21 protein-coding genes and 1 pseudogene are annotated in these 26751 nt (G+C 56.3%); 9 read left to right on the forward strand and 13 right to left on the reverse strand.

Annotated features, from left to right (window positions below; translation table 11 throughout):
- Positions 1-218: 218 nt before the first annotated feature.
- The 7 genes and pseudogenes from F1728_RS16955 to miaA form a co-directional block, all read right to left on the reverse strand.
- On the reverse strand, positions 219-1127 hold the full coding sequence (locus F1728_RS16955) for a leucine-rich repeat domain-containing protein (protein WP_194242408.1): 909 nt from the start codon (positions 1125-1127) through the stop codon (positions 219-221).
- A 16-nt stretch (positions 1128-1143) separates the two neighbouring features.
- Entirely contained in the window at positions 1144-1917 is a 774-nt protein-coding gene (locus F1728_RS16960) for an SDR family NAD(P)-dependent oxidoreductase (RefSeq protein WP_155365092.1), read from the reverse strand.
- Positions 1918-1966: 49 nt separating this feature from the next.
- Positions 1967-2386: an L-aspartate oxidase gene (locus tag F1728_RS32595; RefSeq protein WP_390644245.1), complete on the reverse strand. Its 420-nt coding sequence runs from the start codon at positions 2384-2386 to the stop codon at positions 1967-1969.
- 69 nt (positions 2387-2455) lie between these two features.
- Positions 2456-3585, reverse strand: a pseudogene (locus F1728_RS32600) (L-aspartate oxidase); the annotation flags it as partial.
- Positions 3586-3621: 36 nt separating this feature from the next.
- A complete protein-coding gene (locus tag F1728_RS16970; RefSeq protein ID WP_155365093.1) occupies positions 3622-4419 on the reverse strand; it encodes an SDR family oxidoreductase in 798 nt (265 codons plus the stop codon).
- A 54-nt stretch (positions 4420-4473) separates the two neighbouring features.
- Complete coding sequence (locus F1728_RS16975) at positions 4474-5322, reverse strand: menaquinone biosynthesis family protein (RefSeq protein ID WP_145192328.1); 849 nt, start codon at positions 5320-5322, stop codon at positions 4474-4476.
- 269 nt (positions 5323-5591) lie between these two features.
- Positions 5592-6524 carry a tRNA (adenosine(37)-N6)-dimethylallyltransferase MiaA gene (gene miaA / locus F1728_RS16980; RefSeq protein WP_155365094.1) on the reverse strand — a complete coding sequence of 311 codons (933 nt, stop codon included), beginning with the start codon at positions 6522-6524 and terminating at the stop codon, positions 5592-5594.
- 172 nt (positions 6525-6696) lie between these two features.
- Here miaA and F1728_RS16985 point away from each other — a divergent pair, with 172 nt between their 5' ends.
- Entirely contained in the window at positions 6697-7143 is a 447-nt protein-coding gene (locus tag F1728_RS16985; RefSeq protein WP_149338312.1) for an SRPBCC family protein, read from the forward strand.
- 30 nt (positions 7144-7173) lie between these two features.
- Here F1728_RS16985 and F1728_RS16990 read toward each other — a convergent pair whose 3' ends face one another.
- Positions 7174-8787: a flagellar hook-basal body protein gene (locus tag F1728_RS16990; RefSeq protein WP_194242409.1), complete on the reverse strand. Its 1614-nt coding sequence runs from the start codon at positions 8785-8787 to the stop codon at positions 7174-7176.
- Positions 8788-9171: 384 nt separating this feature from the next.
- Here F1728_RS16990 and F1728_RS16995 point away from each other — a divergent pair, with 384 nt between their 5' ends.
- Positions 9172-10470 (forward strand): lactate racemase domain-containing protein, encoded by a 1299-nt coding sequence (locus F1728_RS16995; protein WP_228030211.1) that lies wholly within the window; start codon positions 9172-9174, stop codon positions 10468-10470.
- 24 nt (positions 10471-10494) lie between these two features.
- Positions 10495-11148 carry an RraA family protein gene (locus tag F1728_RS17000; RefSeq protein WP_228030212.1) on the forward strand — a complete coding sequence of 218 codons (654 nt, stop codon included), beginning with the start codon at positions 10495-10497 and terminating at the stop codon, positions 11146-11148.
- A 358-nt stretch (positions 11149-11506) separates the two neighbouring features.
- Here the strand turns inward: F1728_RS17000 and F1728_RS17005 are convergent, their stop codons facing one another.
- Complete coding sequence (locus tag F1728_RS17005) at positions 11507-12067, reverse strand: hypothetical protein (protein WP_155365096.1); 561 nt, start codon at positions 12065-12067, stop codon at positions 11507-11509.
- A gap of 364 nt (positions 12068-12431) precedes the next feature.
- Here F1728_RS17005 and F1728_RS17010 point away from each other — a divergent pair, with 364 nt between their 5' ends.
- A complete protein-coding gene (locus F1728_RS17010; protein ID WP_155365097.1) occupies positions 12432-14225 on the forward strand; it encodes an ankyrin repeat domain-containing protein in 1794 nt (597 codons plus the stop codon).
- Between the two features lie 7 nt (positions 14226-14232).
- Here F1728_RS17010 and F1728_RS17015 read toward each other — a convergent pair whose 3' ends face one another.
- Positions 14233-16302, reverse strand: coding sequence for a sigma-54-dependent Fis family transcriptional regulator (locus F1728_RS17015; protein ID WP_155365098.1), 2070 nt, complete (start codon positions 16300-16302; stop codon positions 14233-14235).
- A gap of 374 nt (positions 16303-16676) precedes the next feature.
- On the opposite strand from F1728_RS17015, the gene F1728_RS17020 reads away from it, so the two are divergent.
- The 4 genes from F1728_RS17020 to F1728_RS17035 all read left to right on the forward strand — a co-directional run bounded on the left by F1728_RS17020 (position 16677) and on the right by F1728_RS17035 (position 20709).
- Complete coding sequence (locus F1728_RS17020; protein ID WP_145044847.1) at positions 16677-16967, forward strand: putative quinol monooxygenase; 291 nt, start codon at positions 16677-16679, stop codon at positions 16965-16967.
- A gap of 79 nt (positions 16968-17046) precedes the next feature.
- Positions 17047-18738, forward strand: a complete 1692-nt coding sequence (gene ilvD / locus F1728_RS17025; protein ID WP_155365099.1) for a dihydroxy-acid dehydratase — start codon at positions 17047-17049, stop codon at positions 18736-18738.
- 434 nt (positions 18739-19172) lie between these two features.
- Positions 19173-20048, forward strand: coding sequence for a HEAT repeat domain-containing protein (locus F1728_RS17030; protein ID WP_155365100.1), 876 nt, complete (start codon positions 19173-19175; stop codon positions 20046-20048).
- Positions 20049-20244: 196 nt separating this feature from the next.
- Positions 20245-20709, forward strand: a complete 465-nt coding sequence (locus tag F1728_RS17035) for a hypothetical protein (RefSeq protein WP_155365101.1) — start codon at positions 20245-20247, stop codon at positions 20707-20709.
- Between the two features lie 231 nt (positions 20710-20940).
- On the opposite strand, the gene F1728_RS17040 is transcribed toward F1728_RS17035, so the two are convergent.
- Complete coding sequence (locus F1728_RS17040; protein ID WP_155365102.1) at positions 20941-21387, reverse strand: hypothetical protein; 447 nt, start codon at positions 21385-21387, stop codon at positions 20941-20943.
- Between the two features lie 797 nt (positions 21388-22184).
- Here F1728_RS17040 and F1728_RS17045 point away from each other — a divergent pair.
- Positions 22185-22427, forward strand: coding sequence for a hypothetical protein (locus F1728_RS17045; RefSeq protein ID WP_155365103.1), 243 nt, complete (start codon positions 22185-22187; stop codon positions 22425-22427).
- Positions 22428-22495: 68 nt separating this feature from the next.
- Here the strand turns inward: F1728_RS17045 and F1728_RS17050 are convergent, their stop codons facing one another.
- Positions 22496-26005: an ABC transporter permease gene (locus tag F1728_RS17050; protein WP_155365104.1), complete on the reverse strand. Its 3510-nt coding sequence runs from the start codon at positions 26003-26005 to the stop codon at positions 22496-22498.
- 34 nt (positions 26006-26039) lie between these two features.
- On the reverse strand, positions 26040-26732 hold the full coding sequence (locus F1728_RS17055) for an ABC transporter ATP-binding protein (RefSeq protein WP_155365105.1): 693 nt from the start codon (positions 26730-26732) through the stop codon (positions 26040-26042).
- Positions 26733-26751: the final 19 nt, after the last annotated feature.

Here is a 26751-nt window from a genome sequence, read left to right on the forward strand (position 1 = left end):
CCTTGGGTACGATTTTACGGCGGGTGTAAAACATGGAGATACACAAAATTAGGACAGGATTGTCTCGTACGAGTAAACAGAGTTTAGAAAACGCCACAAATTCGAGTCTGACAAGGTGACGGAGGTCTGGTTAAGCTGATTGGAGAAATCGCGCGGGGAAGTACACTGAGTATGGAAGATCAGTTAAAACGCTTGGATTCAGTGTCGGTTGATGTGTCTCAATCGTCAGAAACCCGCAATGCGGGTATTTCCAGTTGTAACGATTCCAGCATTTCATCCGAAGTGCCGGTGTTGCTCAGGCTGAGTTCCACAAGCTGAGGCGTACCAGAGAGATAGGCGACGCCGGTATCCGTGATGTCGGTATGGTCCAGAATGAGGACTTCGAGGTGAGGCAGCCGGGCAAGAATTTTGACGCCCTGATCGCTGATGCCGGTCCCGTCCAGTTCGAGGAACGAGAGCTGGTTGCAGCCAGCGATCAGTTTCGCGGTCTGATCTGTGACCTGGCAGTTCGACAGAGAGAGCGAACGCAGCGTTTTCTGTGCGGGCTGTTGGTGGAAGACCGCGAGCTCACTTTCATCAAATTTTGAGTTGGCCAGGCTGACATGCTGAAGTCCGTTCTGTCCCAGCAGCGTGGTCAGACAGGTTTCGTCTATCGTACAGAACCGCAGTGCAAGATCTTCGAGTTTCGTTAATCGAGCCAGGGCGCGGGCCCGTGGCTGGTTGATGTGAAAACCTTCCAGCGTTAACCATTTGAGCTGTGGAAAATTCGAGAGTTGCTGGAAGAGTTGGTCGATTTCTGAATCGCTGAGCTGTGCGGACCGCGTGAGATGCACTCCGTCGATGGATCGTTGATAACGCAGTAACGGTCCCGGGATGAAATGTTTCGCAGGAGCGTTTTCATAACCACCGCGGATCAATTCGCCCCGGGAATTACGAAATTCGGTTTCCAGGTGGGCCCCGTGTTTCTGAAAGAAGGCGACCCGCTCATGGAACATGACGATGAGAAACAGCGAGTAGGCCATCACAGTTCCCAGCAGGAACAGAACGATGAACAGGGGCCGTTTGAAAAGAGTCCGTCTGACTTGGTCGGCCTGCTTGATCGACGGGCTGTCATCCGGGGAACTCATGCTGTCTCCTGTCGTTCTAACGCGCGGTCCAACCGCCATCCACGGTGACCATGCTGCCGGTCATGTAGCTCGACGCATTACTGGCAAGGAAAATTGCCGCACCCTGGATTTCTTCCATCTGTGCCCAGCGGTTCATGGCGACGGCACCGACGATGAATTTCTTGATCTCTTCGGTCTCGGCGAACGGCTGATTCATGGGGGTGAGAAACGGGCCGGGGCAGATCGCGTTGCAGGTGATGCCGTACTCGCAGAACTCCAGGCCCATGGCCCGCGTCATCTGAACCATGGCGCCTTTGCTGGCGGTATACGGTGTGCGGTTGGAGAGCCCGACCAGACCGAGTGTGCTGGCCATGTTGATGATGCGACCGTAGCCGGCTTTTTTCATATGGGGGACGACCGACCGGACACAGAGCCAGGGACCGGTGACATTCACTTTCTGGACTTCCTCGAACTCTTCCAGTGTGAGTTCATCGATGGGACCACGGATGTTGATGCCCGCGTTGTTGATCAGAATGTCGATCCTGCCGAACTCCGAGATGGCCCGTTCGGTCATCGCGGCGACCTGTTCCGGATCGGTGACGTCGGCGGCGATACCGATCGCTCTGGTGCCGTAGTCGGCTTCAATCTGAGCTGCGGTTTCTGCTGCTTCTTCTGCATGCCGACTGGTCAACAGAACGTTCGCACCTGCTGAAGCAAGTCCTTCGGCCATGGCGGAACCGAGTCCTTTGGAACCTCCGGTGATGATGGCAGCGCGTCCGGTTAGATCAAACAGTTTGATGCCTGGCAGCATGATGTCCCTTCCTGTGGTTGTTTCGGGGCCGTGGTTGCGTACGGGTTGCTCAGCTGGTTGAGATCACGGAAATATGTTTCTGGAAAGCCGGATCTGTTTCCGGGAAGTCACTTCGATAGTGTACTCCGCGGCTTTCGCGTCGTTCAATGGCAGAGGTAATCATCAGTTGAGAGACGAGCAGCATGTTCTGCAGTTCCCAGCCGGGGAGTGCTTTGAATTCGCGATCGACGACATAGCGGCTCCAGAAATCGACTTTGTCCTGCGCGTTCTGCAGCGAGTCTGCGCTGCGGGTGATGCCGACATCCCGCCACATGAGGCTGGCCAGCGAGTTCCTTAAGTCCTTACTGTTGAGGTCTTCGTCCGAGCGTTTTTCGGTTTCCCATTCGGGCAACAGCGATGCAGAGTACTGATCGGGCATGCTGAGAGCGGCTGCGGAAGCGCCTTTGCCGGCTGCGGATCCGAAGATCATGCCTTCCAGCAGGCTGTTGGATGCGAGTCGGTTACTGCCGTGCAGACCGGTGGACGTGACTTCGCCGGCGGCCCAGAGGTGAGGCACTGAAGTTCGCGCCTGCAGATCGGTTTTGACGCCACCAATCATGTAGTGGGCTCCGGGGCGGACCGGGATCTGATCTTTGGACAGGTCCAGGCCGAAACCCGCACAGACCTTGCTGATGTTGGGGAAGCGTTCTTTGACCAGCTGCTTGTCGATGTGCCGCAGGTCGAGGTAGACGCAGGAGTGGCTGGTTTTCAGCATGCGATCGGTGATGGCCCGACTGACGATGTCGCGGTGCGCGAGTTCCAGATCGGGGTGGTACTCTTCCATGAAACGCACGCCGTTACAGTCCCGGAGGTAGGCGCCTTCGCCCCGGACGGCTTCGGAGACCAGGTAGCGGGCACCCCCCGCAATATAAAGCACCGTTGGGTGGAACTGCATGAACTCCATGTCCTGCAGGCGGGCACCGGCGCGGAACGCCAGGGCGTGTCCATCGCCGGTCGCCAGCGGGGGATTCGTCGTTTCACGGAACAGACAGCCCGCACCACCGGTGGCGAGAATGACCTGCTTGGCCCAGACGAGCGACTTGCCGTGGTAGCGGTTCCAGATGATGGCACCGCGGCACTGGCCATCTTCGGTGACCAGGTCGAGTGTGGGGGTTTTCATCCAGGTCTGAATATTGGGACGGCTCTGGACGGCGGCGACCAGGGCTCGCATGATTTCTTTTCCGGTGGCATCGCCCAGGGCATGCGCGACGCGTCGATGGCTGTGCCCCCCTCTTTGGTGAGTGCGATTTTGCCATCCTGTGTATCGAAGTCGGCCCCGAATTCGATCAGTTCCTGAATGTGTCGGGGCGCTTCGCTGCAGACGTATTCCACCAGTTCGGGATCACAGAGATCCTTGCCGGCGGCGAGCGTATCCTGCACGTGGTTGGTGATGTTGTCCAGTGGATCAAGCACACCGGCAATTCCGCCCTGGGCATAGGCACTGTTGGACTGGGTGACTTTGCCTTTGTTGACGATGATCGTCTCGAGGCGGGGATCGATTTCCAGTGCAGCGCGGCAGCCAGCGATCCCGCCGCCGATAATCAGGACGTCAGTGAAGATGTGCGGAATCCGCTTGGGATTGATACGAGCGAGGTAGCGTTGACCAGGTTCAATCTGAATCGGATCCAAGTCGGGTGCTCCTTAAACTCGTTGTCGGGAAGAATCTCAGATGGTCATGCAGGAAAAACCGCCATCCACGGCGATGTTAGTGCCGGTGATGAAGCTGCCGGCCTTACCGGAGGCCATCAGCAGGACCGCCCCTGCCAGCTCCTCGGGATCCCCGAAACGCTGGGCAGGTGTATGATTCATAATACTCTTTATGCGTTCGGGTGTCAGCACTTTACGGTTCTGTTCGGCAGGAAAGAAGCCAGGAGAGAGTGCATTAACCCGTACACCCTGTTCGGCCCATTCGCGAGCGAGGTTCTGTGTCAGGTTGAGCACAGCGGCCTTCGAGGCGGAATAAGTGAAGACGCGTGAGAGCGGAGTGATGGCACTCATGGAGGCAATGTTGATGATCGAGCCAGGGATTTCCTGCTCGAGCATGGCTTCGCCGAAGACCTGACAGGCGACTTTCACGCTGAGCAGGTTGACACGGAAGATATCGTCCCACTCTTTGTCGCTGATTTCGAGGAAGGGGGTCGCCGCGTTGATGCCGGCACCGTTGACCAGGATATCGGGTGTCCGATCACTGGCCTTAAGGTGTGCGATAATTGCTTCCAGATCGGCACGGTTCGTGGAATCGGCCTGGAAGAACTCGGCACTGCCGCCCAGATCTTTGATCATCTTCACGCGACCGTTGCCGTTTTCCTGGTTACGCCCCACGATAATGACATGTGCGCCGGCCTGGGCCAGGGCTTCTGCAATGGCGCCCCCCAGAACTCCGGTACCGCCGATGACGGTCGCCGTTTTGCCGGACAGGCCGAACAATGTCTGTAAATATCCGGATGAGTTTGATTCACTCATCGCATACCACCTTCTCTATCTCTCTACGATTCAATCACGGGAGCGACTGAAGTCTTAACCGATGAATTCCAGTTTGACGGGATTCGGAATGATGCCGGCTTCGTAACCCCTGTTGAGCAGAGTCGCGACTGCTTCGCGTCCCTTTTCGCCGAAATCGAGGGTCCAGTCGTTGACGTACATGCCTACGAACTTGTCGGCACTGCCCCGGTTCAGATCGCGACCGTATTTCAGGGCGTGATCGAGGGCTTCGTCGCGGTGTTCCAGGCCGTACTCAATGCTCCGTTTGAGGATCGCAGTGACTTCTTCCATCATTTCCTGACCGAGGTCTTTGCGGATGGCGTTGGCACCCAGCGGCAGGGGGAGACCGGTTTCTTCGTACCACCACTCACCCAGGTCAACGACCAGTTTGAGTCCCTGGTTGGCGTAGGTCAGCTGACCTTCGTGAATGATCAGGCCGGCGTCAAATTTACCCTGTTCGACCAGATTCAGGATTTCATCGAAGGGGTGTTCTTCGTATTCAAAATCATCACCCAGCAGGAGCTTGAGGGCCAGGAAGGCGGTGGTCAGCTTGCCGGGGATGGCGATTTTTTTGCCGCGGAGGTCGTCGATACTCCACTCTTCCCGGGCCACGACCATGGGGCCGTACTTGTCGCCCATGGAGGCACCACAGGAGCAGATCGCATAGGTGTCGGTCAGGTAAGCGTAGCCGTGGAGACTGACGGCGGTCAGTTCCAGTTCCGCGTTGAAGGCACGCTGGTTGAGGGTTTCGATGTCCTGTAACTCATGAGTGAATCGATACTTACCAGTTTCGATTTTGTCATTGGCCAGGGCATGGAACATAAAGGCATCGTCCGGATCGGGACTGTGGCCCACCTGAATTAACACTTTTTCGTCGGTCATCATGAATCACACAATATTGAAGTTGAGGGAAACAAGCACTGGAAACCTGGACCAGCAGCCGAGAGGGTCCGACCAGTTCATTTACTAGATTTAGCATGACACTATAGAGAGTTACGGGGAACTTAGCCACCGACTGAGCGGAAACAACTCAGAACGACCACGAAACGTATTCCGAATGGGGACTACCACGAAAGAGACTGCTCAGGCGAGGCTTTATTTGGTGTTGATTACAGAATGTGTACAATAGAATACTGTGAAGTTGTTTTTATACATCACTTCAGCAGTTTATCGAGCAGGTCGACTGCGGTGTCTGTGGTGGTGACTTCGAGTGCGTGGCATTCTTCGAGGTTGCGGAACCAGGTGTGCTGGCGTTTGGCGAACTGGCGGGTGCGGACTTTCAGGGTTTCGACGGCCTCGTCATAAGCGATGTCCCCTTCGAGGTGGTCGATCAGTTCCTTGTAGCCGAGTGCCTGTCGGGCGGTGCGGCTGAGTGGCTGTTCTGCGGCGAGCAGCGTTTTAACTTCGTCCAGCAGTCCGGCCTGCAGCATCAGGTCGACGCGGACGTTGATGCGGGTGTAGAGCCAGTCGCGATCAGGGGAGAGCCAGTAGACGTGCTGCGGTCGCTGGTCTGCGGGGAGGGCCGCTTCCTGGTGTTGCGAGGAAAGGGGCTGACCGGTGACGTGGTAAACTTCCAGGGCCCGCGTGACGCGGCGGAGATCGTTGGGATGCAGTTTCTCTGCGGAGACCGGATCCACTTCGGCCAGTCTCGCATGCAGAGCCAGGTTGCCTTCGGCCTCGACGAACTGTTCGAGTTCGCGGCGGAAATCCCAGTCGGCAGCGGGGCCTTCAAAGACGCCGCGTAAGACGGCCCGCAGGTAGAGACCGGTGCCTCCGACGAAGAGGGGGACATGTCCGCGGTCGATGATTTCCCGACAGCATTGTTCGGCGGCGGTCAGGTAATCGGCGACGCTGAATTCCTCATGCGGGTCGATGACGTCGATCAGGTGATGGGGAATTCTCTGCTGTTCTTCAGGCGAAGCTTTCGCGGTGCCGATGTCCATGCCCCGGTAGAGGGACATCGAGTCGAGGGCCAGGATTTCCGCATCCAGATGTTCGGCCAGCTGCAGGCTGAGTTCGGTCTTGCCGCAGGCGGTGGGACCGGCCAGAAACCAGCACTGTTTCAGGACTTCCGGGGAAAACTGCATGAGGAATTCGCTTCAGAAAGACCCCAGATCGCGGGGAAACCCGATCCGGGGTGTTGGGGGACTCGTTATTTCGAAAACATTCAGCTAGGATAGGCGCGGCGGCTCTGACCGCTTAGAAAACGTACTGTTGTAAAGTATATTTATCCGCGTTGAAAGTCGAAAGAGAGTGACCATGGCGAACTTCGAAGCCAGCGTGCAGCTGACCGCCACCCCCGAACAGGTATTCGAGTTTCTGATCGATACCGAAAATATCCTGAAGATCAGTCCTCCGGATGCCGGCCTGACATTTACGAAAAAACCGGACAAGCTCTATAAAGGGGCGACGATTGAATTTCGTATTCAGGGCTTCGGGCAGGTGCAGGAAGGGGTCCACGAGATCACCGTTTTCGATGAACCGAAGCTGTTTACCGAAAAACAGATTTCCGGTCCGCTCAAGCATTACATCCACGAACACGAAATCGTACCCAGCGGCGATAACCTGGTGACCGTGATTGACCGGCTCGAATTTCAACCGCCGGGAGGTCTGCTCGGATTCATCGTGACAGAATCCAAGCTGCTCGACGTATTCGACGAAGGCTTCTATCACCGCCACAACAAGCTCAAGGAAATTTTCTCCTGAGCAGAACGCACTCGCTGATTTGCGAGCGGGTTATTTGATGATCGGGCGATTGCCGCGGGGCAGTCGCTGACTTTCCGGTCGAGCGATGCGATCGGAAGGGGGACCGAGATCAGCCTGTACCGGTTCAAGGGTATCCAGTTGATAGATGGTCTGCAGCGCATCGACGCGCTGTTTGATTGAGGCCAGTGCTTCCAGTTCTTCTGCGATGGAAACATTAGACGCTTCGAGCATGCCAGCCACGAGCAGGCCGGCCCCCTGTTTTCCCGGTGTCAGTTCGCGGGGAACACCCGAGCGGGCCGTCGCTTCAAACAGGCAGGACTCGCGTGGAAAGAGTTCGGTGTCGTCGGCAAAGCAGGATAGTTGGATAGTGCCCAGTTCCTGTTCTGCATCGGCTGATTCTTTGTTGGCAACGATCGCGACGACTGCGCCGTTCTCACGGATCTGTACTGAGTGTGCCGATTCCGGAACACGGATTTCCGGTGCGAGAGGGAAATTCTGTTGGGAACCCCGCAGGCAGAGGCGACGCTGATCGTCAATCATCAGGCGACCGGCGCGGGTAAACAGAGTCTGTTCTCCGAGGCTGACCTGCAGAAAACCCTGACCTTCGATGGCGACATCGAGTTTGCGGCCGGTTCTAATCAGTTCGCCGGCGGTCTGCGAGAGTCGGGTCTGCAGGACCTGGCTGCCCATGCCGACGGCGATTGGCGGTGCAGCGGAGTTTTTCTCGCTGGCAGGCGTTTCAATGTATTCGTAGGGGAGCGCTTCAAATTCCACGTTCAATCGTTTGAATCCGACGGTGCCTGCATTGGCGATGTTGTTGACGATCACATCCCGCGACATCCGCAGGGCATCGACGGTAGGCCTTAGACGCTGCAGGAGTTCGTCCCGGTCGGCCTGTGACGAAAAGCCGATGAAGCCTCCCTGGTCGCTGCCCCGGTTGTGCGTCGAAGAGACGGACTGTTGTTGCGGCGGTGCGAGTTCCAGTGTCGGATTCAGTTCCTCCCATTTTTCGATGGGCATCCGCAGCGCGGTTTTGGGCTGCAGGAGCTTGCGAATGGCGAGCATGTCATTCGCGACTTTGGGGGGGACGCCTCTGAGTTCTTCAAACCAGATCTGAAGTTCTTCCGGGGTGGCGTGGGGTAGATGTTCTTTGATGATCGAGCGGATCAGCTTGTCAGCAGCGGCATCATCGTGTCTGGGTTTCTCGGCCAGCGGTTCTGCATTGAGAGGTGGCATGAGCGGGCCGGGTGTTTGGGGATGTTCGGCTTCCAGTGCGGGCAGCAGTGGCAGTGCGGGGCGGGCACTCTCGGGGTTCGCGAGAATCTTGCCCTGGCCGCTTTCGGGAACTGTCAGCCGGGGACCATCGAGTGTGGGCGCTTCAGCTGCGAGTTCTGTTCCGTCATTGGCTTCGGCGAGTGCGAGCTCGATTTGCGGTAGATCCGGCAGGGGCGTCAGTTCGTTCTCAGTCAGCGCCGGTTCCGGTTCTGTGACAGAATTCGGATCCTGCGCGAGTGAGAGTGTGACGGGGGTGGACTCGTCTGTGAATCCCAGATCTCTCAGATACAGGATGCCCTGAATGAAGAGGACACCTGCCAGCACACAAACAGAGACTGCAAAGATAATCCGTTCAAAGTTTTTTCTCATATCTGCTTCCTTGCAGCAACAAGGCTCGACTTCCAGTTTCGACCTGCTGATTGTTCTTGGGTAATCAGATGGTTTCCCTCTCAGACCTGATCTGACGCGTGGGCCAGATTGTCTGGCATTCGCGGCGGACGCTGGTTGCCGGCCAATCCGGGTTCGGCCGGTGTGGGAGGGATGGACCATTGGTAAAGGTATCGCAATTGAGACTTTAGAACAAGACTGTTCCGGGCTGCAACCGGAGAACCGGCGGCGATTACCGATCCGCCCTGATTCTGACAGGCAGGGGGCCGGGAGTGTAGCGGAATTGGATCAGAATACCGTACAATAACAGAGTCTTCATATATCAGACGCATGGATACCATCCCGCTTGCCCGCCCCCGGAACTGAATGGATCGAATCACGACTATGAACATGAATCTGCCCCAGGCTTACCGGATCCGCCAGCACTTTCCCGTGACGCGAGTTGACGATGTAGCGGAAGCGGTTACTGCTGCCTTGTCGAAGCTGAGTCTGGGGGAAGTAGTTAAACCGGGGGATTCTGTGGCGGTGCCTGTGGGAAGCCGCGGAATTGCCAATATTGCGCTGATTATCAAGTCGACTGTCGATTACCTGAAGTCACTGGGTGCGGAACCGTTTATTGTCCCGGCGATGGGCAGTCATGGCGGCGGGACCGCGGAAGGTCAGGCGCAGGTGATTGCCTCGTATGGGGTGACGGAAGCAGCGATGGGAGTGGAGATCCGTTCCTCGATGGAAACGGTGATTGTCGACCAGACGCCGCACGGGATTCCGGTTCATTTTGATAAGAACGCCTACGCTGCGGACCATGTGCTGGTCTGTGGTCGGGTCAAGCCGCACACCCGGTTTGTGGGGGATATTGAATCGGGTCTGCATAAGATGATGTTGATCGGCCTGGGAAAGCATGCGGGGGCCAAGATCTATCATCGGGCGATTGAAGATCACAGTTTTGAAGAGATCATCAAGGCGGTGGCAGCGTCGGTATTAGAAAAATGCAGTGTGATCGGTGGCCTGGCGATTGTCGAGAATTCCTACGATGAAACCGGCATGATCGAAGCTGTGCCGCCGGAGAACTTTTACGAACGAGAGAAGGAACTGCTGGAGATTGCCCGCCAGTGGCTCCCGCGACTGCCTTTCCCGAAGATCGATCTGCTGATCGTGGATCGGATCGGGAAGAACATCAGCGGTTCGGGAATGGATGCCTGCGTGGTCGGACGCAAGTTCAATGACCATGCCGCCACGGAACGGGATGTCGTCGCCTGCAAACGAATTATGATTCGCGGTTTGACCGAAGAGACGCATGGTAACGCGTGCGGCATCGGTCTGGCCGAGTTCACGAACGAGCGGACCGTGGCGGGGGTGGACTGGCAGAGCACCCGCATTAATACGATTACGGGGAGTCATCCTACCGCCGGGATGGTTCCACTGGTGTATCCGAATGACCGTGAAGCCATTGAGGCGGCCCTGCAGACTGTGGGGCTGGTGGAACCCGAGACCAGTGGCATCGTACAGATTTACGACACGCTTGAACTGAGCGAAGTTGTCGTCAGCGAAACGTACCTGGAGGAGATCAACAGCCGTGACGACCTGGAAATCATTTCCGGGCCGTTCGACTTGCCTTTCGATGCAGAAGGGAATCTGGCCTCCGTTTTTAAGAAACCGCAACACTGAAATTTAACCAACAGGAACCCATTCATGTCCACGACTGAAGGCCTCTCCAACGAAGCTTTGGATGAACTTGCCAAGTATGACACCCCGACCGTCTGTAATGTGATCGAGCTGTGGAACATCCGTCCGCGGAACGTCGGCTTTATGAACGATACCATCAAAGCCTGCTTCCCCAAGATGCCTCCCATGGTTGGCTACGCGTTGACTTCCACTTTCCGCAGCATGGCACCGCCGCGCAGTGGTGACGTTTACGCCGGTCTGGATAACCAGGTCGCTGCGTTCGAATCACTGCCGGGTGCACCGGTTGTCGTTTACCAGGACATGGACGAGCCCACCGCTTCTGCCACGTTCGGCGAAGTGATGTGCAGCACTTATAAAGCATACGGTGCGAAAGGGATCATCACCTCCGGCGCCGGTCGTGACCTGGACCAGGTCGAAGCCCTCGACTTCCCCGCGTTTACGAACGGTGCGATCTGTGCTCACGGATACTGTCACACACTGGCCGTCAACGTGCCGATTACCGTGGGTGGCATTCCGATTTATCCCGGCGACCTGCTGCACGGTGATTTGAACGGCGTGACGACGATTCCTCACGAGATCGCTTCCGAAATCGCGGATGCGTGCAAGGATCTGATGAAAGCTGAAGACATCGTGCTGGACTACCTCAAGGGGGCAACCTGACTCCCGAAGGTCTGGGCGAAGCCCGCAAGGAACTGGCGGCCGAAGTCGGCAAGCTGGGCAAACGGCTGCGGGGTGAGTAGTTGATACTCTTCGCGAAGTAATAAAAGAAAAGCCGGCTCGTTGGGGCCGGCTTTTTTTGTTCCTGATTTAATCTTTAACTGCCGCAGGTAACAGGTGGTCGCGGTGTAAATGTCGTCCGTTGATGAGATGGGCCTTGCTCTTTAGATTTTGAGTGTTGGGAAAGGCTGCTCTGATGGGGACGCGAGAACCGGGACCTCCTGCTCGCTGCGCTCGGCTCGGATTTGATCCGAGCCCACCCGCTGACAGAGTGGTTTCTATTTAAGAAGGGACGCTGCGTTTAATTCATCTCGACGATGTCGACGTCGTCGATGATGGCGGTGCCGCCGGCGTTGCCTGCTGCGGGGATGCCGATGCGCAGTCGGACGGTTGACGTTCCTTCGGGGACGAAAATGTCGGTATGAATCTGTTCCCAGGAATCGAGGTCGCCGGGGAGATCACGCTGTGGAGAACGTGCCATGCCGACGAATTTTCTGCCACTGGCGTCGATGCACTGGACAACGATCATGGGCATCGTTTTCAAACCTTTAGTGCAGACGCGGGCGGAGACGCGGTAGGCTTTGCCGGGAGTCAGCCCTTGCAGGTCCTGGTGAATGTTGTAGGCGACGATCTGCTCGGGGTGATCCGAGGCGACGGTGATGGACAGCGCGCTGCCCTGTTTTTTCGCGGCTGTGACCTGTGTGGTCTGGTAATTGACCAGGTGCTGTCTGCCCGGTAGCGAAGTGTAAGACCAGCCGGTCGGCAGGCCGGTGCGGACGTCTTTCTGTTCGAAGTCTGCGTTGATGACTGTGGGGCCTGCTGCCGTGGCAACACCCAGTAACATGGTCAGCATGATTTCCATAACCCGATCCTCCTTGAATACAGATGGTTTTCGAATGCCCGCAGTCTGGGGATGAGACAAGGCAAATCGGATGCCAGTTCTGGAAAACGATAATCCTGGTAAGCTGGCAAGCTGAGGTGTGAAGTCAGCGGGGTGAGATGCCTCCTGATGTGAAAGAATTACAGGGTGCGGCACCCGGATGTTACATTTGGATATGCTGTTGTGTGGATTTGTTGGCGGACGGGTAGGTTCCGGACTGGCTAAATTACGACTCTCACCCCTCCTGCTTTGCTGAATTAGTTTTGGACGAGGGGGGCACGAACCTGATACACTACAGGTAGTTTTTCCGAGAACCCTTCTGCTCACTGACCATGAGGAATGTACCATGCTCAGCCGCCTCTCTTTTCTCACATTGTTTCTCCTGATCACTACAAATGCCTGGGCAGAAGAGGAGCCACGGAAATACACGCTCGATCATCGACTTGTAATCGCTGCGTTCCAACTGGATGTGGCACAGGTGAAGAGCCTGCTGCAGGCGGGAGCGAAACCTGATGCCCGTCTTGGTTTTTATGATGGTGAGCTATTTCAGGACATATGGTCGCTGGGTTATTCGCCTTACGGCTCTGATAAATGGACGCCTCTCCTGGCGGTTGCCCACAGTCACCGCGAACCTCAGCCGGAGAAAATGACAGAGAATACTTCTGAAGCTCGTGATCGAGCGGAAGAAAAACGTAAACAGATTGATCCCCGGTTGATTCAGGAACGCGATAAGCGACGCGTGGCTATTGCAAAGTTGTTGATCGATCAAGGGGCGAAACTTGACCTGGATGATGGGTATGGTTCAACCGCGCTGAGTACATCAATTTATCAGGGGCACGATCCGCTTTCGCTGGCTTTACTCAAAGCGGGAGCAGATCCCAATACGAAAACGGGGGTTTATATCGATGGAACGGATGGTATTACTCCGTTACATCGGGCGACAAAAAGTCCCCCAGTACTCAAGGCAATGATCAAACGGGGAGCCCGGCTCAATGTACAAGATAGTGAGGGAGAGACGCCCCTGCATTGGGCCGTCTCGGAACCCAATGCGGAAAGTGTGAAATTGCTGATCGAGGCTGGGGCGAATCTGAATATTAAAGATAAGCGCGGATTTACCGCAATGCCCGGTCTGGTGGACCCCGAGTTGTATGAGTTATATGACGAGACTGAGAAACAGAAAGCGTTGGAAAAAAAGAAGATCAGAAAATTATTCCTGGCGGCGGGAGCAAGGCCACCCGGTGAAGAAGCTAAGGTTCCTGAGGTTGATGAGTCAGAATTATCTGAAGTGGAGCGACTGCGTCTGAAATTCCTGCGAGCTGCGTCGGGGTATTCCAAAGGAGAAGCAGCTCGAAAGTTGTTTCTGTCGCGGACTGCCAGTGAAATAAATGGGCTCTGCTATGACGAATCTGATTCGGTTGCTCTTTCAGCTGCCTGGCAGCGACTGGAAAAGCAGACGGATGCGCTTCTGTTGGGGTCTGACAGGGGGGCCGCAAATATCCCCATACCGCAAAAATACTCACGCGAGTTTCTGGGCTTTGTCGAGGGGCGGCTCAAAGTTTCTATTCCTCATGCCTGGTCCAGAAATCTGTTAAGAGCAAGTTTCAACTCTGAGGTGAAAACAATATTTGATGTCAGGTACCGGCCATTTTCAGACTATCAGAAGAAAGGATTGCATACTTTTCCGTATGTTTATGCAGACAGAGAATTCATCAGCTATACCGGAACCGCAAGTTTTGACGAAGACGAGAAAGCTTTCGAAGGAGAATCTGCGCATGCCGATTATCCAGAGGAACTAAAAGGCAGAATCGAAAAAGCATTGAAAGAGGAAGATCCCATTCGCGTGACGGGGATTGCCAGCCAGGGACGTGCTGTTTTTGTTCTACATCAGGATGGACCGGTCAATCCCGTCTTGACGTGTATTGCGACAGAAGACAATCAGGAGCATCCTAAATTATACTGGCAGACAAAGCTGGATACGATGTGGGTAGGGACCAAGCTGGGTGCCTGGTTCTCCGAATTCCGGGTCAGGAAGGGCAAAGTCTTCCTGTTTCATTGTAATACCAGTTCCATCGGCATCGAATGTCTGTCACTCAAAGATGGCCAGCGCGTGTTTTCATTCAATTCAAGATTGCCAGAGTAACCGACCCTTAGTCGTCGTCTTCTTCGGACATGTCGCTGGCTTCCTGCATTTCCAGCTGGCCCATTTTGCGGTAGAGGTTGGAGCGGTGCAGGCCAAGGCATTTGGCGGTTTCGCTCATGTTGCCGCCCACGCGTTTGATGGTGCGGCGGATGTATTCCTGCTGGAAAAGGCGGGTCGCTTCTTTGAGGCTCAGGTCGGATGACATGTCGACGACGGAGTCACGGCTGGGGCTGAGGATGAAGGCGAGGTCTTCGACTTCGACGCGGTCGCCCGCACAGAGGAAGGCGACGCGTTCCATCAGGTTCCGCAGTTCGCGAACGTTGCCGGGCCAGAGATGGGCCTGTAAACGCTTTTTGGCTTCAGCAGACATCTTCAGCACGCGGCGGTTGGCCTGGCCACAGAACTGGGTGAGGAAAAACTCGGCCAGCAGGATGACGTCTTCCGGGCGTTCGCGGAGGGGCGGCAGTTCGAGGGTGACGACACTCAACCGGTAGAACAGGTCTTCGCGGAACTTTTTGTCGCGGACGGCATCGGCGAGCTTTGCATTGGTCGCGGCGACGACGCGGACGTTGATCGGGATGCTTTCAGAACCGCCGACGCGGGTGATGACTTTCTGTTCCAGAACCCGCAGCAGTTTGGCCTGGCCGCCCAGGCTCATGTCGCCGATCTCGTCGAGGAAGAGTGTACCTCCTTCGGCGAGTTCGAACTTACCGATACGGGTTTCGTGGGCGTCGGTGAAGGCACCTTTCTCGTGGCCGAAGAGTTCACTTTCGAGCAGGGTTTCGGTCAACGCTGCACAGTTGACGGCGATGAACGGTGTATTCGCGCGGGGACCCTGGTAATGCAAGGACTGGCTGACGACTTCTTTCCCGGTTCCGCTTTCGCCGAGGATCAGTACGGGGAGATCGGTGCTGGCGAGACGTTCGATGGTCGAGCGGAGCGCATCGATGGCCGAGCTCTTGCCGATGATCCGGACTTTCTGCTTGGCCTGTTCGGTGAGCTGGTCGCGGCTGCGGGAGAGCTGTTCGAGTTCGCGGGTGTTTTCCAGTGCGGTGGCGGCCTGGACGCCGAGCTCTTCGAGGCTTTGTGCGTCATCGTCGTCGAAGTCGGACTTGCCGGCCTGCTTGTTCATGACTTCGAACGCGCCGATCAGTTCGCCGGCGTTGTTGCGGAGCGGGACGCAGAGCAGGTTGCGGGTGCGGAAGCCGCTGGACTTGTCAACACTGGGATCGAAGCGGTCGTCGTTGTAGGCGTCGTCCACGGTGACGGTCTTGCCGCTGTGAATCACTTCGCCGACGATGCCGACATCATCGGGGAGGCGGAGTGTGTTGCCTTCGACACCCAGGGCGGGGCAGGCGACGACCTGTTTGTGTTCCTGGTCCCAGATGAAGATACTGGAGCGTTCGCTGACGAGCAGGCGGGTCGCTTCTTTGGCGATCAGTTCCAGCAGCGACTGGGTATCGCGGGCCGACGAAAAGCTGGAAGCGATGTGCAGTGTGGTTTCGAGGCGGCCGATCCGTTTGACGTGCTTTTCGCGTTTCTCCACGATCGAGAGCGCGTAACCCAATACACGGGCCGCGACGACGGCGTTGCTGAGGGCTTCGCTGGTCAGGTCGCGACCGCCGACGAGCAGTACCGTGCCGGGACGGACGTCTCCCAGGGGGGCGGCGATGTAGAACCAGTCGGCCTTTTTCTCGTCCGCACCGAGGCCGGCGGCGTCGCGGTCGAGGGCTTCGTTACAGAGGTTGGTGGGGAAGCTGGCGGCGGAGTTGCGGCCGAATTCGAAAATGGTTTCCCACTCGGGCTTGCGTTCGATGAGCGTACACCACTGGCAGGAGAGTTCGGTGGCCAGCTGGGGCAGAAACTGGCGCAGGTAGTCGGCGGCCGTGGTCTGCTGGGTCGCTTCTTCGAGCAGCTGGTCGCCCAGCTGGATCAGAGAGGCTGCGTCGTCAAAGCGGGAAAATAATGGCAGTCGCTTCCAGTCCAGCCATTCCACTGTTTCGATTTTACTCACCGGATACTCCCTCAAAAGAATCAAAAGAGCCTCTTTCGTGATGGAAGGGGCAGGTTTTGTCATCCATTCGCTGCTCTTTCATGTCGGAATGATAACAGAAGGTTGGGAATGCGTCATCCAAGTGTGGACTCATTTTGCGTTTTTTTCCGCACGCCTTGATGAAAGCCCACTGCAGCTTGCCGAGGCGGGAAGATTGCGGTGATCGGCAAAGCTTCGCCAGACTGTTTATCCTTCTGGCTATGTCGTATGTACTGGCGAATAGTTCAGGTGGGGTGATGCGGGGTCTGCGGGGGTGATTTGGTGTGGGGTGTAGTGATTGAATCGCGGTTTACTGTCACTTCAGGCGGCGGAGTGTTACTGTATGGGAACAAAAGAGAGTCTGAGGTCTGACTTCTCAAACAGCAATGTTTCATTCCCTGTCGCGAGTGAGAGCGCTTATGTTTTGTCTCAATGTGATTCTGACCTTGAAAGACGCAGCGGACGCGACCGAAATCGAAGGTCTGCTGGCGGAAGCCTGTCGCCTGTCGCGAACAGAGCCGGGCTGTCTGCGATTTGACGTCTATCATGCGGAAGCCGATCCGGCGACCTTCGTACTCGTGGAACACTGGGCCAGCGAACAGGCCTGGCAGGACCACCGCGAAGCAAAGGCGTTTAAGGAAATCTACGAACCGCAGGTGCTGCCCCGTGTCGAACGGGTGCCCCACCGGGTGAAACTGCTGGTGGAATAAATCGGGAGCGTGCCTGCGTGCCGCTCCGTGTCTCCCATCATTGAACGATATTGTACTACACAACAGAGGAAAACCGTCGATGTCATCCGATTCCCAACCGATTCTGAACCGTTACAGTTCCCGCATCACCCAGCCCCGTTCGCAGGGGGCATCTCAGGCCATGCTGTATGCCACGGGCATGACCGAAGAAGATATGAACAAGGCCCAGGTCGGGATTTCCAGCGTCTGGTACGAAGGTAACTCCTGTAATATGCACCTCAACATTCTGGCTGCCAAGGTCAAAGAGGGTGTGCAGGCAGCCGGCCTGGTGGGAATGCGGTTCAACACGATCGGCGTGAGTGACGGGATCTCGATGGGAACCGACGGCATGTCGTACTCTTTACAGTCCCGCGATTTGATCGCAGACAGCATCGAGACCGTGACCTGTGCCCAGTGGTACGATGCGAACATTTCACTGCCCGGCTGTGACAAGAACATGCCCGGGTGTCTGATCGCGATGGGTCGTTTCAACCGTCCGTCGCTGATGGTCTATGGCGGAACCATTGCTCCCGGCTGTCTGAACAATCAGAAGCTGGACATCGTCTCCGCATTCCAGTCGTACGGGGAATACCTGGCCGGTTCGATTGATGACGAAACACGTAAGCAGATCGTGCAGAAGAGCTGTCCGGGCGCTGGTGCCTGCGGCGGGATGTATACCGCGAACACCATGGCGTCAGCGATTGAAGCTCTGGGGATGTCACTGCCTTACAGCTCATCGATTCCGGCTGAGCATCCCGATAAACTCGAAGAGTGTTACCGGGCCGGTGCAGCGATCAAGAAGCTGCTGGAACTGGACCTCAAGCCACGCGACATCATGACACGCGAAGCCTTTGAAAATGCGATGGTGCTGACCGTTGCTCTGGGCGGTTCGACCAACGCCGTCCTGCACCTGCTGGCGATTGCCCGCTCGGTGAATGTCGAACTGACCATCGACGACTTCCAGTCGGTCAGCGATCGCATTCCGCTGCTGGCAGACTTCAAGCCCAGTGGTAAGTACGTAATGGCTGACCTGCAGGAGCAGGGGGGAACCCCGGCTGTGCTGAAGTACCTGATCTCCGAAGGTCTGATCAACGGCGACTGCATGACCGTCACCGGCAAGACCCACTCCGAAAACCTGGCCGATCTGCCCGGTCTGAAAGAGGGACAGGACATCGTGCACAAAGTCAGTGACCCGATCAAACCAAGCGGTCACCTGCAGATCCTGAAAGGGAACCTGGCTCCCACCGGTGCGGTTGCCAAGATCACTGGTAAAGAAGGTCTGGTTTTCGAAGGAACCGCCAACGTATTCGATTCCGAAGAAGACATGCTCAAGGCCCTGGAAGACAAGAAGATCAGCAAAGGGGATGTGATCATCATCCGCTACGAAGGCCCCAAAGGGGGACCGGGGATGCCTGAGATGCTGACCCCGACTTCGGCCATCATGGGTGCCGGCCTGGGTAAAGACGTGGCCCTGTTGACCGACGGTCGTTTCTCCGGCGGTTCACACGGCTTCATCGTAGGCCACATCACTCCCGAAGCCCAGGAAGGCGGACCGGTTGCCCTAGTGAAGAACGGGGACAAGGTGATCATCGACGCCGAGAACAATCGCATTGATATGGAAGTCAGCGACGCAGAACTCGAAGAACGCCGCAAAGCCTGGACGGCTCCTCCGTTCAAATACACGCGGGGTACTTTGTATAAATACATCAAGAACGTGAAGTCCGCTTCCGAAGGTTGTGTGACCGACGAGTAAGCGCTGGCTTGAACTGGTGAAATCAGAAACGCCCGGAGCCGGTTGGCTGCGGGTGTTTTTTGTTGGCAGGGTGTAGCTGTTTTTATCTACCACGAAAGCCACGAAAAGCACGAAAGTAGTGATTGTGAAAAGAACCTGGGTGGTCGCGGATGTAATCCGTGATTGCCAGAGGCAACAGGATGTCTCGGTGTGAAGGTTGTTTGTTGATGAGTTGAACCTCACTGGTCTGTTACAGGTGGGGTAGGTTGTTCTGATTTGTGTGAGTGAGCTGGGACATCCTGCTCGCTGCGCTCGGCTCGGATTGCATCCGAGCCCACCCGGTTATTTGTTTATTTTGTCTGAAAATTCAAACTCTGGGGATTTCTGGAAACCAAAGTGCAGTGGTGGTCGTCTCTATCAGGAGTGGGCGAATTCTTTCAGAAGGAGAGACTGCCATGCGTGTGATGTTCCTGAGCTGGGGTGGATGTCTGTTGCTGCTGAGCTGTCTGACTGCGCCTGTGTGGGCGCTGGGCATGGAAGACTTTGGCAATAAACCGTTGAATGCGGGGAACTTCCAGGAGTGGCCGGGGATTATGCCGGTGGTGAATGATACGCACCGGGTGTACCACTACTGGGTGAATGGCAGCGAGGCTTGTTTCTATCAAGGCGATACTGCAGCAGTCAACGCGGCGTTAAAGCACTTCGCGGCGACCCCGGAGAAGGTGCATGAAGTTGTGCTGCTGCCGGGACCGGCTGAAATTAACTCATTTATGAAAGACAAGACATTCAAGTTCAACTGGAAACTGCAAATGGTCGGCGGGGTAGCAAAACATATGGCATCGCAGGATCAGGGAGCCCAGATCTGGAATGAGCATCCGATCCTGACGATTTATATCGGGGGGGAAATCCAGTTTGACAAGTTACAGATCCCCAAAGGGGTGGTCGTACTCGAACAGGCCGATCTGGAAAAACGTTATGCCCGGGCCCTGAGCAGTACTGACCGAACTGTACGCGGCTGGAGTACTGGCTACCTGGCGGCGGTGAACCGCTATAGTGAATCGAATATGAAAGCGATTGCGAAATTACTGCAGGACGAACAGAACTGGGTGCGGCTGAATGCAGCCGGGGCGCTGGCGACTTATGGCTGGCAGGCGAAGCCACTGTTGCCGGCCTTACGCGAGGCAATGCAGACAGAAGACGAACAATTGAAAACGCGGATCCAGCAGACAATCGAACGCATCGAACAGGCCCCAGATGAGAGTGCCGCTGCGAAAGCACGGCAGGCAAAGCTGGATCAAATTCACGAGTATTGCGCGGGGTTGAAGAAGTAAGCGTAGGTTGATTTTGATTTTACTACCACGAAAGGCACGAAAAACACGAAAGTGGTGGAACCGGGTTTGAGGGGGAAATGTCTCTCTGGTTGTTGTGAGAGAAACTGGGACTTCTGGTTTGTTACTCTCGAGCTCAGGTTATATTTGGGCGTACCTGATTGATTCGTCGTTTTCTACTGGAGACCATTCCCGAGCCATGAATTTCCTGATTTACCGCTATCAGTGTGGTAGTTGTCAGTGCTGGTTTGAGCATTACGAGATGACTCCCGTTGTCTATGGTGAGTTTCTGATGCGGAGTGCAACGCGGCGGGCGGAACGCTATTTAAATGGGCTCACCGACCCGGTTTATGAGGAAGTCGCTCGATTACTTCGCCTGGAAACGAGCGTTGGGAGCCGGAGTGACAGGGAACAGTCCGATCTTTTGCAAACCATTTTTGGGGTGGCCTGTGATCCGGATGCGGATGGTGGGTTATTCCAAATGAATCTGCTGCCCCGTTGTCCTGATTGCGGGGGTGAGGAGATCAGCCATTATGTAGCCTCCGAGCCACCCCGATTTGTTGATCTGGAGATTCCTCACGTAACACATCACCGGTGGAATGCGCTGAATCAGGCAGAGAAACTTCTGGTTCTGGAGAATGAACTCAAACAACATGGGTTTTGAGTTTACTACCACGAAAGGCGCGCAAAACACGAAAGTGGTGGCCAGGTTGTGCTTTTTATTTGCACGGTTCATACCAAAGTTGTTTCAACCGGGGCTAAGGCCCTGCGGCTAATGGGTCTGTTGTGCTGGCGATGTGTTATCTGCAGGTCTGTTGTAGAACCATGGTGTCTGGTTTTCACTGGTGTTGCAAGTGTACCTCGCTTCGGTGGTGCCTTTGGTTAGGATTCGGGGTCAGCTGTATTTTTTCTTGAGCTTGTTGTAGTAGTCGTTGAGCTCTTCGTCGGTCATGTTCTCGATCTCTTCGATGGACTTGTTGAAGTTTCGGCTCTGGGTGTACTTGACGGTGAGTTCGATGCCCAGAAGTTTGTCGATGCGTTCGCAGGCGCGGAGGCGTTCGTGCCGGGATGATTCCGGGTCTTCGATGATACTGCGGTAGAAGTAAAAGGAATCGGTGCGGTGTTCGTCGTCTTTGCGTTCGACGAATTCCTGCATTTCGCGGCGGGCACGGTGGAGATAGCGTGTGGCGGAGCGACGGCTGAGATTGTAACGGGTGGCGATCGCGGTTTTGATGTCGGACGCGTATCTGCCGAGGGCGATCATTTTCTGGATGAGACGGACGACGACGGTCTGTTCGTCTCGGGAGAGATATCTGCGGGGAGGAGTTGTGGGTTCGGTCATGGGTGAATCCTTTGCTGTTAGGAGCTTCGGTTTTGGGTTGGGGCAGGTTGTTGCGACCTCCTGCGCGCTGCGCTCGCCCGATTCTGTGAGCGGCAAGGCGCCAGCCGCCGGTATAAAAGGTTGACGCGAACCTTAGTACCGGTGGCTCGCGGCATTCCGCTCATGAGGGGGTGTTCTATGAATTCCCATCATGGATCAGAGCATGCGGGCTGTCGCGAGGCGGGCGACCACACAGGGTCGCCCCTACGTTTAGTGGAATTGATAGTCGAGTGTTTGTGATGGAACTGATCCTTTTCTCTTGCAGGTTTTGTAAAGTGCTTCCGGGCCGGTTAACCGTTGTTCGGAGTGAGGCTGATTGTGTGGAAGGGCACGTGGGGGTCAAGACAGAATTTTGTCCTTTTGTGTCCGGGATTTTGTCCTGGTGTGTCTCGGATTTTGTCCCGATCTGTCTGGGGTTTGTCCCGCTGTGGCCTGGCTGCTTAAGGGGGAACGATTGCGAACCGCTGCGGGTTGTTCCAGTGAATCGAGAGTGAAAATCGATGGTGATTCAGGTGTTGTTGAGACAGTGATGCTTGATGTTCCCGTGTGTGTTGACGTGCCTCGCGCGCGAGCCAGAAAGGGAACAGCATACGCTTCGGCAGGTGGGGAACAAGGGGAGTCTGTTCAGCTGGGAGTGCGGGAAGTTCAGTGGCGCAGACGCCGTGATGAAAAAATGTTTCGTACTGTGACTGGGATGTGTTAGGATGAATGACTTACTGCTGAGTGTCGTTTGAGGGACCGAAGTGAAAGGGCTTGAGATGATGAATGAATCAAAAGAGAGCAAAGCCGATGTGAATCAGGCGGTTCCCAAATATCAGATGGTGGCTTTATCCATCGGTCTCTTTTTTGGTTTCGTTGTCAGCCGGGAAATTCGTGAGGCCTTTCGAGAATCGGCGGGCGACTGGGGATCTTTGGGGATTGCGGTCGTGCTGTCTGCTGTGAGTGCAGGTACGCTTGCCTACATCGTTGCCAAAGTACTGGAACGCAAATCTGCATCGTGAGCCGTTGCTGGCAACCGTTGTTAACACGGCCGCGCCGCTGGGAATAATCACACCCACCAGAGGCGGGTTTAATGCGATCTCAATGTTGCCAGGATGGGAGCCCGGACCGCGGAGAGGACTGCGAAAAAGGCAGACATCATACCGGTAATCAGCACCGCGAGAAGAATCAACATACCGCTGAACCAGGGGATGTCCGCACCGGTGGAGAGCAGGTGCGGCAGCATGGCCAGCAGAGCTGAGACGATGCCGGACGCGAGACCCCAGATCAGCAGGAAGGCGTTTTCCGCGAGGACGATCAACGCGACATCGGAGCCAGTCATGCCGACGGCGCGGAGCAGGGCCAGTTCGCTTCTTCGTTCAACGACGTTTCGCAGCATGACGGTCGCCAGCCCCAGGGTGCCGAGGAGGAGACCGAGGCCGCCCAATGTCTGGAAGGTGGAGAGGTAGGTGTTCTGGACGGCGAGGAAGTCAGCAAGACGATTGGCGACGAGGTCGGCATCGAAGCCGTATTCGGTGAGGCCGGTCTCGAGTATGGACGAGAGTTGGGCGGCGTCCTTCGGCGGGATTTCGATCAGGAAATACTGGAAGCCGGTCTGTTCGGGGAACAGCTGCTGGAAGTGCTGTTCGGAGATGAGCAGCACGCCCTGGAAGATGCTGCCATCGAACATGCCTTTGATTTTCAATTTGTGTTCGGGACGTTCGTCGGAAGGAATGCCGACACTGGCGCCGATGCCTTTATGGAGGCTGTACATGAGCGTATTCATATCGCCCAGGGCGGGGATGGAACCATCGTCCTGCGGCTGGTTGAGCAGTTCCCAGGGATTGTCGCCCGGGGTGTCGGCGAATTTGAAGCCGCCGCGTTCGATGAGTTCCTGCGGCACGCCGAGGATGGTGGGGACGGTGGTTTGATAGATATTCAGGCAGCTGGCGTTCTCACCCGGTTTGACGCGGAAGGGGATCGCCTGCATTTCTTTGAGCAGCCGTTTCGTTTCGGGATCGTCGGGAGCGTTGACCAGCATTTTGTCGCGACCATCGACTGTGTTGAGGTCAAAGATCAGGGGGGACGAAGTTTCCGCGACGAGGGTGAAGCCGCCGTTACCGGAGTCTTTGTCGGGTTCTTCGACGGCGGGGTTACGATGTCCTGCGGCGACGGAGACAAGGACGAAGGTCGCCGAGGCGATGAGCGCGGTGGTAAGGACGCTGCGTTGACGGAAGCGACCGGCGTTACGGAAGCCGAGCTTCATCAGTGCAAAGCCGCCGTTCCCCTGGATGGGGGTGGTGGAATCGGTGCGGAGAAAACTGGAGAGGAAGCTGAGGCTGGCAACCAGCGAGAGCGTTCCCACCAGGAAGAAGCAGACTGTCTGCCAGGAGAAGCCGGAAAAGGCTTCCTGTTTGGGAATGATTCCGGTCACGGTGGCGAGGACCAGTACGAGCGCGAGGACCGTGGAGATCTTCCAGGTGAGGCCGACGCGTTTTGCGGCGCGAGCGGGTTCCTGGTCGGGACTGTTTACGCCGGAGAGGAGGCCGCGAATCGAGATCTGTTTCAGTTCGGACATCGATTTCCAGATCACGAAGCCGGAGAAGAAAACGGCGATCAGAAAGCCGATAGCGAGACTCTGGGGAGTCAGGTCAACGAACAGAAAGCGGGTGCCGATAGCGCCGATCCACCAGGTTCTGAGACCATAGAGCATGAGCGATGCATAGCCGATGGCAGCCAGAATACCGAGGATGCCTCCGGAGAGGATGACGAGGAGGGCTTCCTTGAAAATGATCTGCCGGACTTGTGCGGGGGTAAAGCCGATAGCGGAGAGCAGGCCGATGGAAGAGACGCGACGATCGACGCCCAGCTTGAACAGCAGCCGAATGAGGATGATAGCCGAGAGGATGATGAAGAAGCTGAAGCCGATAAACAGACCACTGAAATCGGTGGTTCCACTGGCGGCAGCCAGTCCGAGAAATTTGATGGGCTGGACGGCGAGTCCCATTTTGAGAACATCGATATTGCTGAGCAGAGACGCTGCGAACGCGGTCGATGTTTCCTCCGTGTTTTTGTCGGGCAGGGTTGCGAAGCGGAGCGACGTCAAGGTACCGTAGCGGCTGTTCCAGAGCGTCTGGGCGGTTTCCAGAGCGAGGAAGGCTTTGGGAGTGGCTTTATATTTGTCCCAGTATTCTTCGTCGCGGTCGGTGACTTTATCGAGTTTCATGGGGAAGGGCTGTTCCCAGTCGCCGAAGGTGTCTGCATCGGTGATGCCTTCCATATCGGGCGTCAGTTTGCGATCGGCAGCGGGAGTGCCATCGAGGGCAACGATGCCGGCGACAGTGAAGGTCTGTTCGACTTCGGGCAGTTCTCCCCGGGAGCCGACGACGTGGTATTTCATCCGCAGTTGATCGCCGACTTTGGTCTTAAGGTCGTTGGCCAGCCATTCATTGAGGACGATTTCGTTTTCCTTGAGCGGAAGCTTTGGTTTAGCGCCGATGAACTTAAAGGGGCCGAACGGTGGCTGCTCGGGGAAGTCGAGGCCCGCGACGATGGAATACATGGAGTAAGGAGTTTTTTCCTCGCCGGTGGGGGTTTTCAGCGGACTGAATTCATTGGCGATGTAGACCATGACGGGCGAGGTGGCGACGTCGAGTTTTTTCGCAGCTGCGCGGCCGGCCTGTTCGATCTGCGGGTCGAGGATCATCTGCTCGCTTTCGAGCGAGAGGTAGTTCCGTTCTTTGTTGGGAATGATCTTGAGGTTCAGGTCTGCGAGAGTGAGGCTCTGTTTGAGAGCCGCTTCCAGGCCCTGGGCGACGATGCGGGCCTGGGGAGAGTCGGGGATCGATTCCGCGTGGGAGCTGAAAAAGAGGGAGTTGACCCGGGCGGGCCGTTGCTTGGGATCGCGGCGAGAGGGTTGAATTTCATCGAGATCGAGCGCGGCCTGCAGGGTGTCGAGCGAGAGAAACAGGTCGAGCGGGAGCTGTTGATTGGGGAGCAGAGCGAGGCGGCCGGCCTTGGAGTCTTCATCGAGAATCTGACTGACGGTGAGGGTGATTTCGACCGACTGTTCTTCTTTCTCACCCAGCAGCGAATCGCGGGGGATGGCAGAAGGGAGTTCGATCCAGAGGGTGATCTGATCGCCGACCGAGGCTTCGAGCTGCTCTGCGACGCGGGAGTTGAGGATCGCCTGATCGTCTTCGGGGGCAGGGATGTCGCCATGATCGAGGAGCGACCAGAGACGTTGATCGGTGCCGAAGATGTTGACCTGACCGACGCGGAGGTGCAGGTCTTCCCGGTTCTTTTCCAGCGCGCCACGGAGGACGAGCGCTGGTGCGATGGTTTCGATGCTTTCCGGGAGAGCGGAGGACTTCTGCAGATCGTCGGCCAACTGCTCGCGGAAGAAGCGATGACCGGAGACGACGTAGTCGATTTTGCCGAGACGGTCGAGTGTCATCTGTCTGAGGCTGGCGCGAACGGAATCGCCGACGATGAGGGCGCCGCCGATGACAGCGGTGGCCGCGATGACTCCGAGGAGTACGGCGAGGTTGGTGCGCCAGTGATAAGTCAGACTTTTGATGACAAAGCGCGCTTGATTCATAACTCGAACTCTTCTGCAGTTAGAACATTCGATTTCAGACCGATTCGGTCACGAGGAGACCGTCGCGTAATCTTTGATGTTGCGGAAAGAGGGCCGCCAGTTCGCTGCTGTGGGTGACGCAGATCAGAATGGTGTTCTGTTCCTGGTTGATTTCCAGCAGGAGTTTGCCGATGGATTCGGTATTGGCCCGGTCCAGGTTTCCCGTGGGTTCGTCAGCGAGCAGCAGACGCGGATTATTGATCAAGGCCCGGCAGACTGCGACCCGCTGGCGTTCGCCTCCGGAAATCTGGGCGGGACGATGATTGAGTCGATCTTTGAGCCCGACGCGTTCCAGCAGGTGGCGGGCACGTTCCTCGGCGTCGCTGGAAGATCCCTGATGAACCATGGTGGGAATCAGGACATTTTCGAGAACCGAGAACTGAGGCATCAGGTGATGGTCCTGAAAAATGAAACCGATATTCTGGTTGCGAAACTCGGCCTGTTCTTTGTCGCTGAGGACGAACGGGTTCTGGTTGAACTGGATGACTTCACCCGCGGTGGGCTGATCGAGCACGCCGAGGATGTAGAGCAGCGTGCTCTTGCCGGAACCGGAGGGACCGGTAATGGCGAGCGCTTCGCCGCGGTTGAGGGTGAGATCCACGCCGGCGAGAATCGACAGCGATTCATCGGCGAGGGTGAACTGTTTGGTTAAGTTGCGGACAACTAATTGCTCGGGAGCGTCGTTCATGTCAGTCCCTGCCGGTAGA

Origin of the sequence: Gimesia benthica, assembly GCF_009720525.1 — a bacterium.
Classification (GTDB): Bacteria; Planctomycetota; Planctomycetia; order Planctomycetales; family Planctomycetaceae; genus Gimesia; species Gimesia benthica.

Coding starts and splice junctions, on each gene's coding strand:
- F1728_RS16955 (WP_194242408.1), bottom strand. CDS start 1,127: ATGAGTTCCCCGGATGACAGCCCGTCGATCAAGCAGGCCGACCAAGTC.
- F1728_RS16960 (WP_155365092.1), bottom strand. CDS start 1,917: ATGCTGCCAGGCATCAAACTGTTTGATCTAACCGGACGCGCTGCCATC.
- F1728_RS32595 (WP_390644245.1), bottom strand. CDS start 2,386: ATGATCTTCGGATCCGCAGCCGGCAAAGGCGCTTCCGCAGCCGCTCTC.
- F1728_RS16970 (WP_155365093.1), bottom strand. CDS start 4,419: ATGAGTGAATCAAACTCATCCGGATATTTACAGACATTGTTCGGCCTG.
- F1728_RS16975 (WP_145192328.1), bottom strand. CDS start 5,322: ATGATGACCGACGAAAAAGTGTTAATTCAGGTGGGCCACAGTCCCGAT.
- miaA (WP_155365094.1), bottom strand. CDS start 6,524: ATGCAGTTTTCCCCGGAAGTCCTGAAACAGTGCTGGTTTCTGGCCGGT.
- F1728_RS16985 (WP_149338312.1), top strand. CDS start 6,697: ATGGCGAACTTCGAAGCCAGCGTGCAGCTGACCGCCACCCCCGAACAG.
- F1728_RS16990 (WP_194242409.1), bottom strand. CDS start 8,787: ATGAGAAAAAACTTTGAACGGATTATCTTTGCAGTCTCTGTTTGTGTG.
- F1728_RS16995 (WP_228030211.1), top strand. CDS start 9,172: ATGGATCGAATCACGACTATGAACATGAATCTGCCCCAGGCTTACCGG.
- F1728_RS17000 (WP_228030212.1), top strand. CDS start 10,495: ATGTCCACGACTGAAGGCCTCTCCAACGAAGCTTTGGATGAACTTGCC.
- F1728_RS17005 (WP_155365096.1), bottom strand. CDS start 12,067: ATGGAAATCATGCTGACCATGTTACTGGGTGTTGCCACGGCAGCAGGC.
- F1728_RS17010 (WP_155365097.1), top strand. CDS start 12,432: ATGCTCAGCCGCCTCTCTTTTCTCACATTGTTTCTCCTGATCACTACA.
- F1728_RS17015 (WP_155365098.1), bottom strand. CDS start 16,302: ATGACAAAACCTGCCCCTTCCATCACGAAAGAGGCTCTTTTGATTCTT.
- F1728_RS17020 (WP_145044847.1), top strand. CDS start 16,677: ATGTTTTGTCTCAATGTGATTCTGACCTTGAAAGACGCAGCGGACGCG.
- ilvD (WP_155365099.1), top strand. CDS start 17,047: ATGTCATCCGATTCCCAACCGATTCTGAACCGTTACAGTTCCCGCATC.
- F1728_RS17030 (WP_155365100.1), top strand. CDS start 19,173: ATGCGTGTGATGTTCCTGAGCTGGGGTGGATGTCTGTTGCTGCTGAGC.
- F1728_RS17035 (WP_155365101.1), top strand. CDS start 20,245: ATGAATTTCCTGATTTACCGCTATCAGTGTGGTAGTTGTCAGTGCTGG.
- F1728_RS17040 (WP_155365102.1), bottom strand. CDS start 21,387: ATGACCGAACCCACAACTCCTCCCCGCAGATATCTCTCCCGAGACGAA.
- F1728_RS17045 (WP_155365103.1), top strand. CDS start 22,185: ATGATGAATGAATCAAAAGAGAGCAAAGCCGATGTGAATCAGGCGGTT.
- F1728_RS17050 (WP_155365104.1), bottom strand. CDS start 26,005: ATGAATCAAGCGCGCTTTGTCATCAAAAGTCTGACTTATCACTGGCGC.
- F1728_RS17055 (WP_155365105.1), bottom strand. CDS start 26,732: ATGAACGACGCTCCCGAGCAATTAGTTGTCCGCAACTTAACCAAACAG.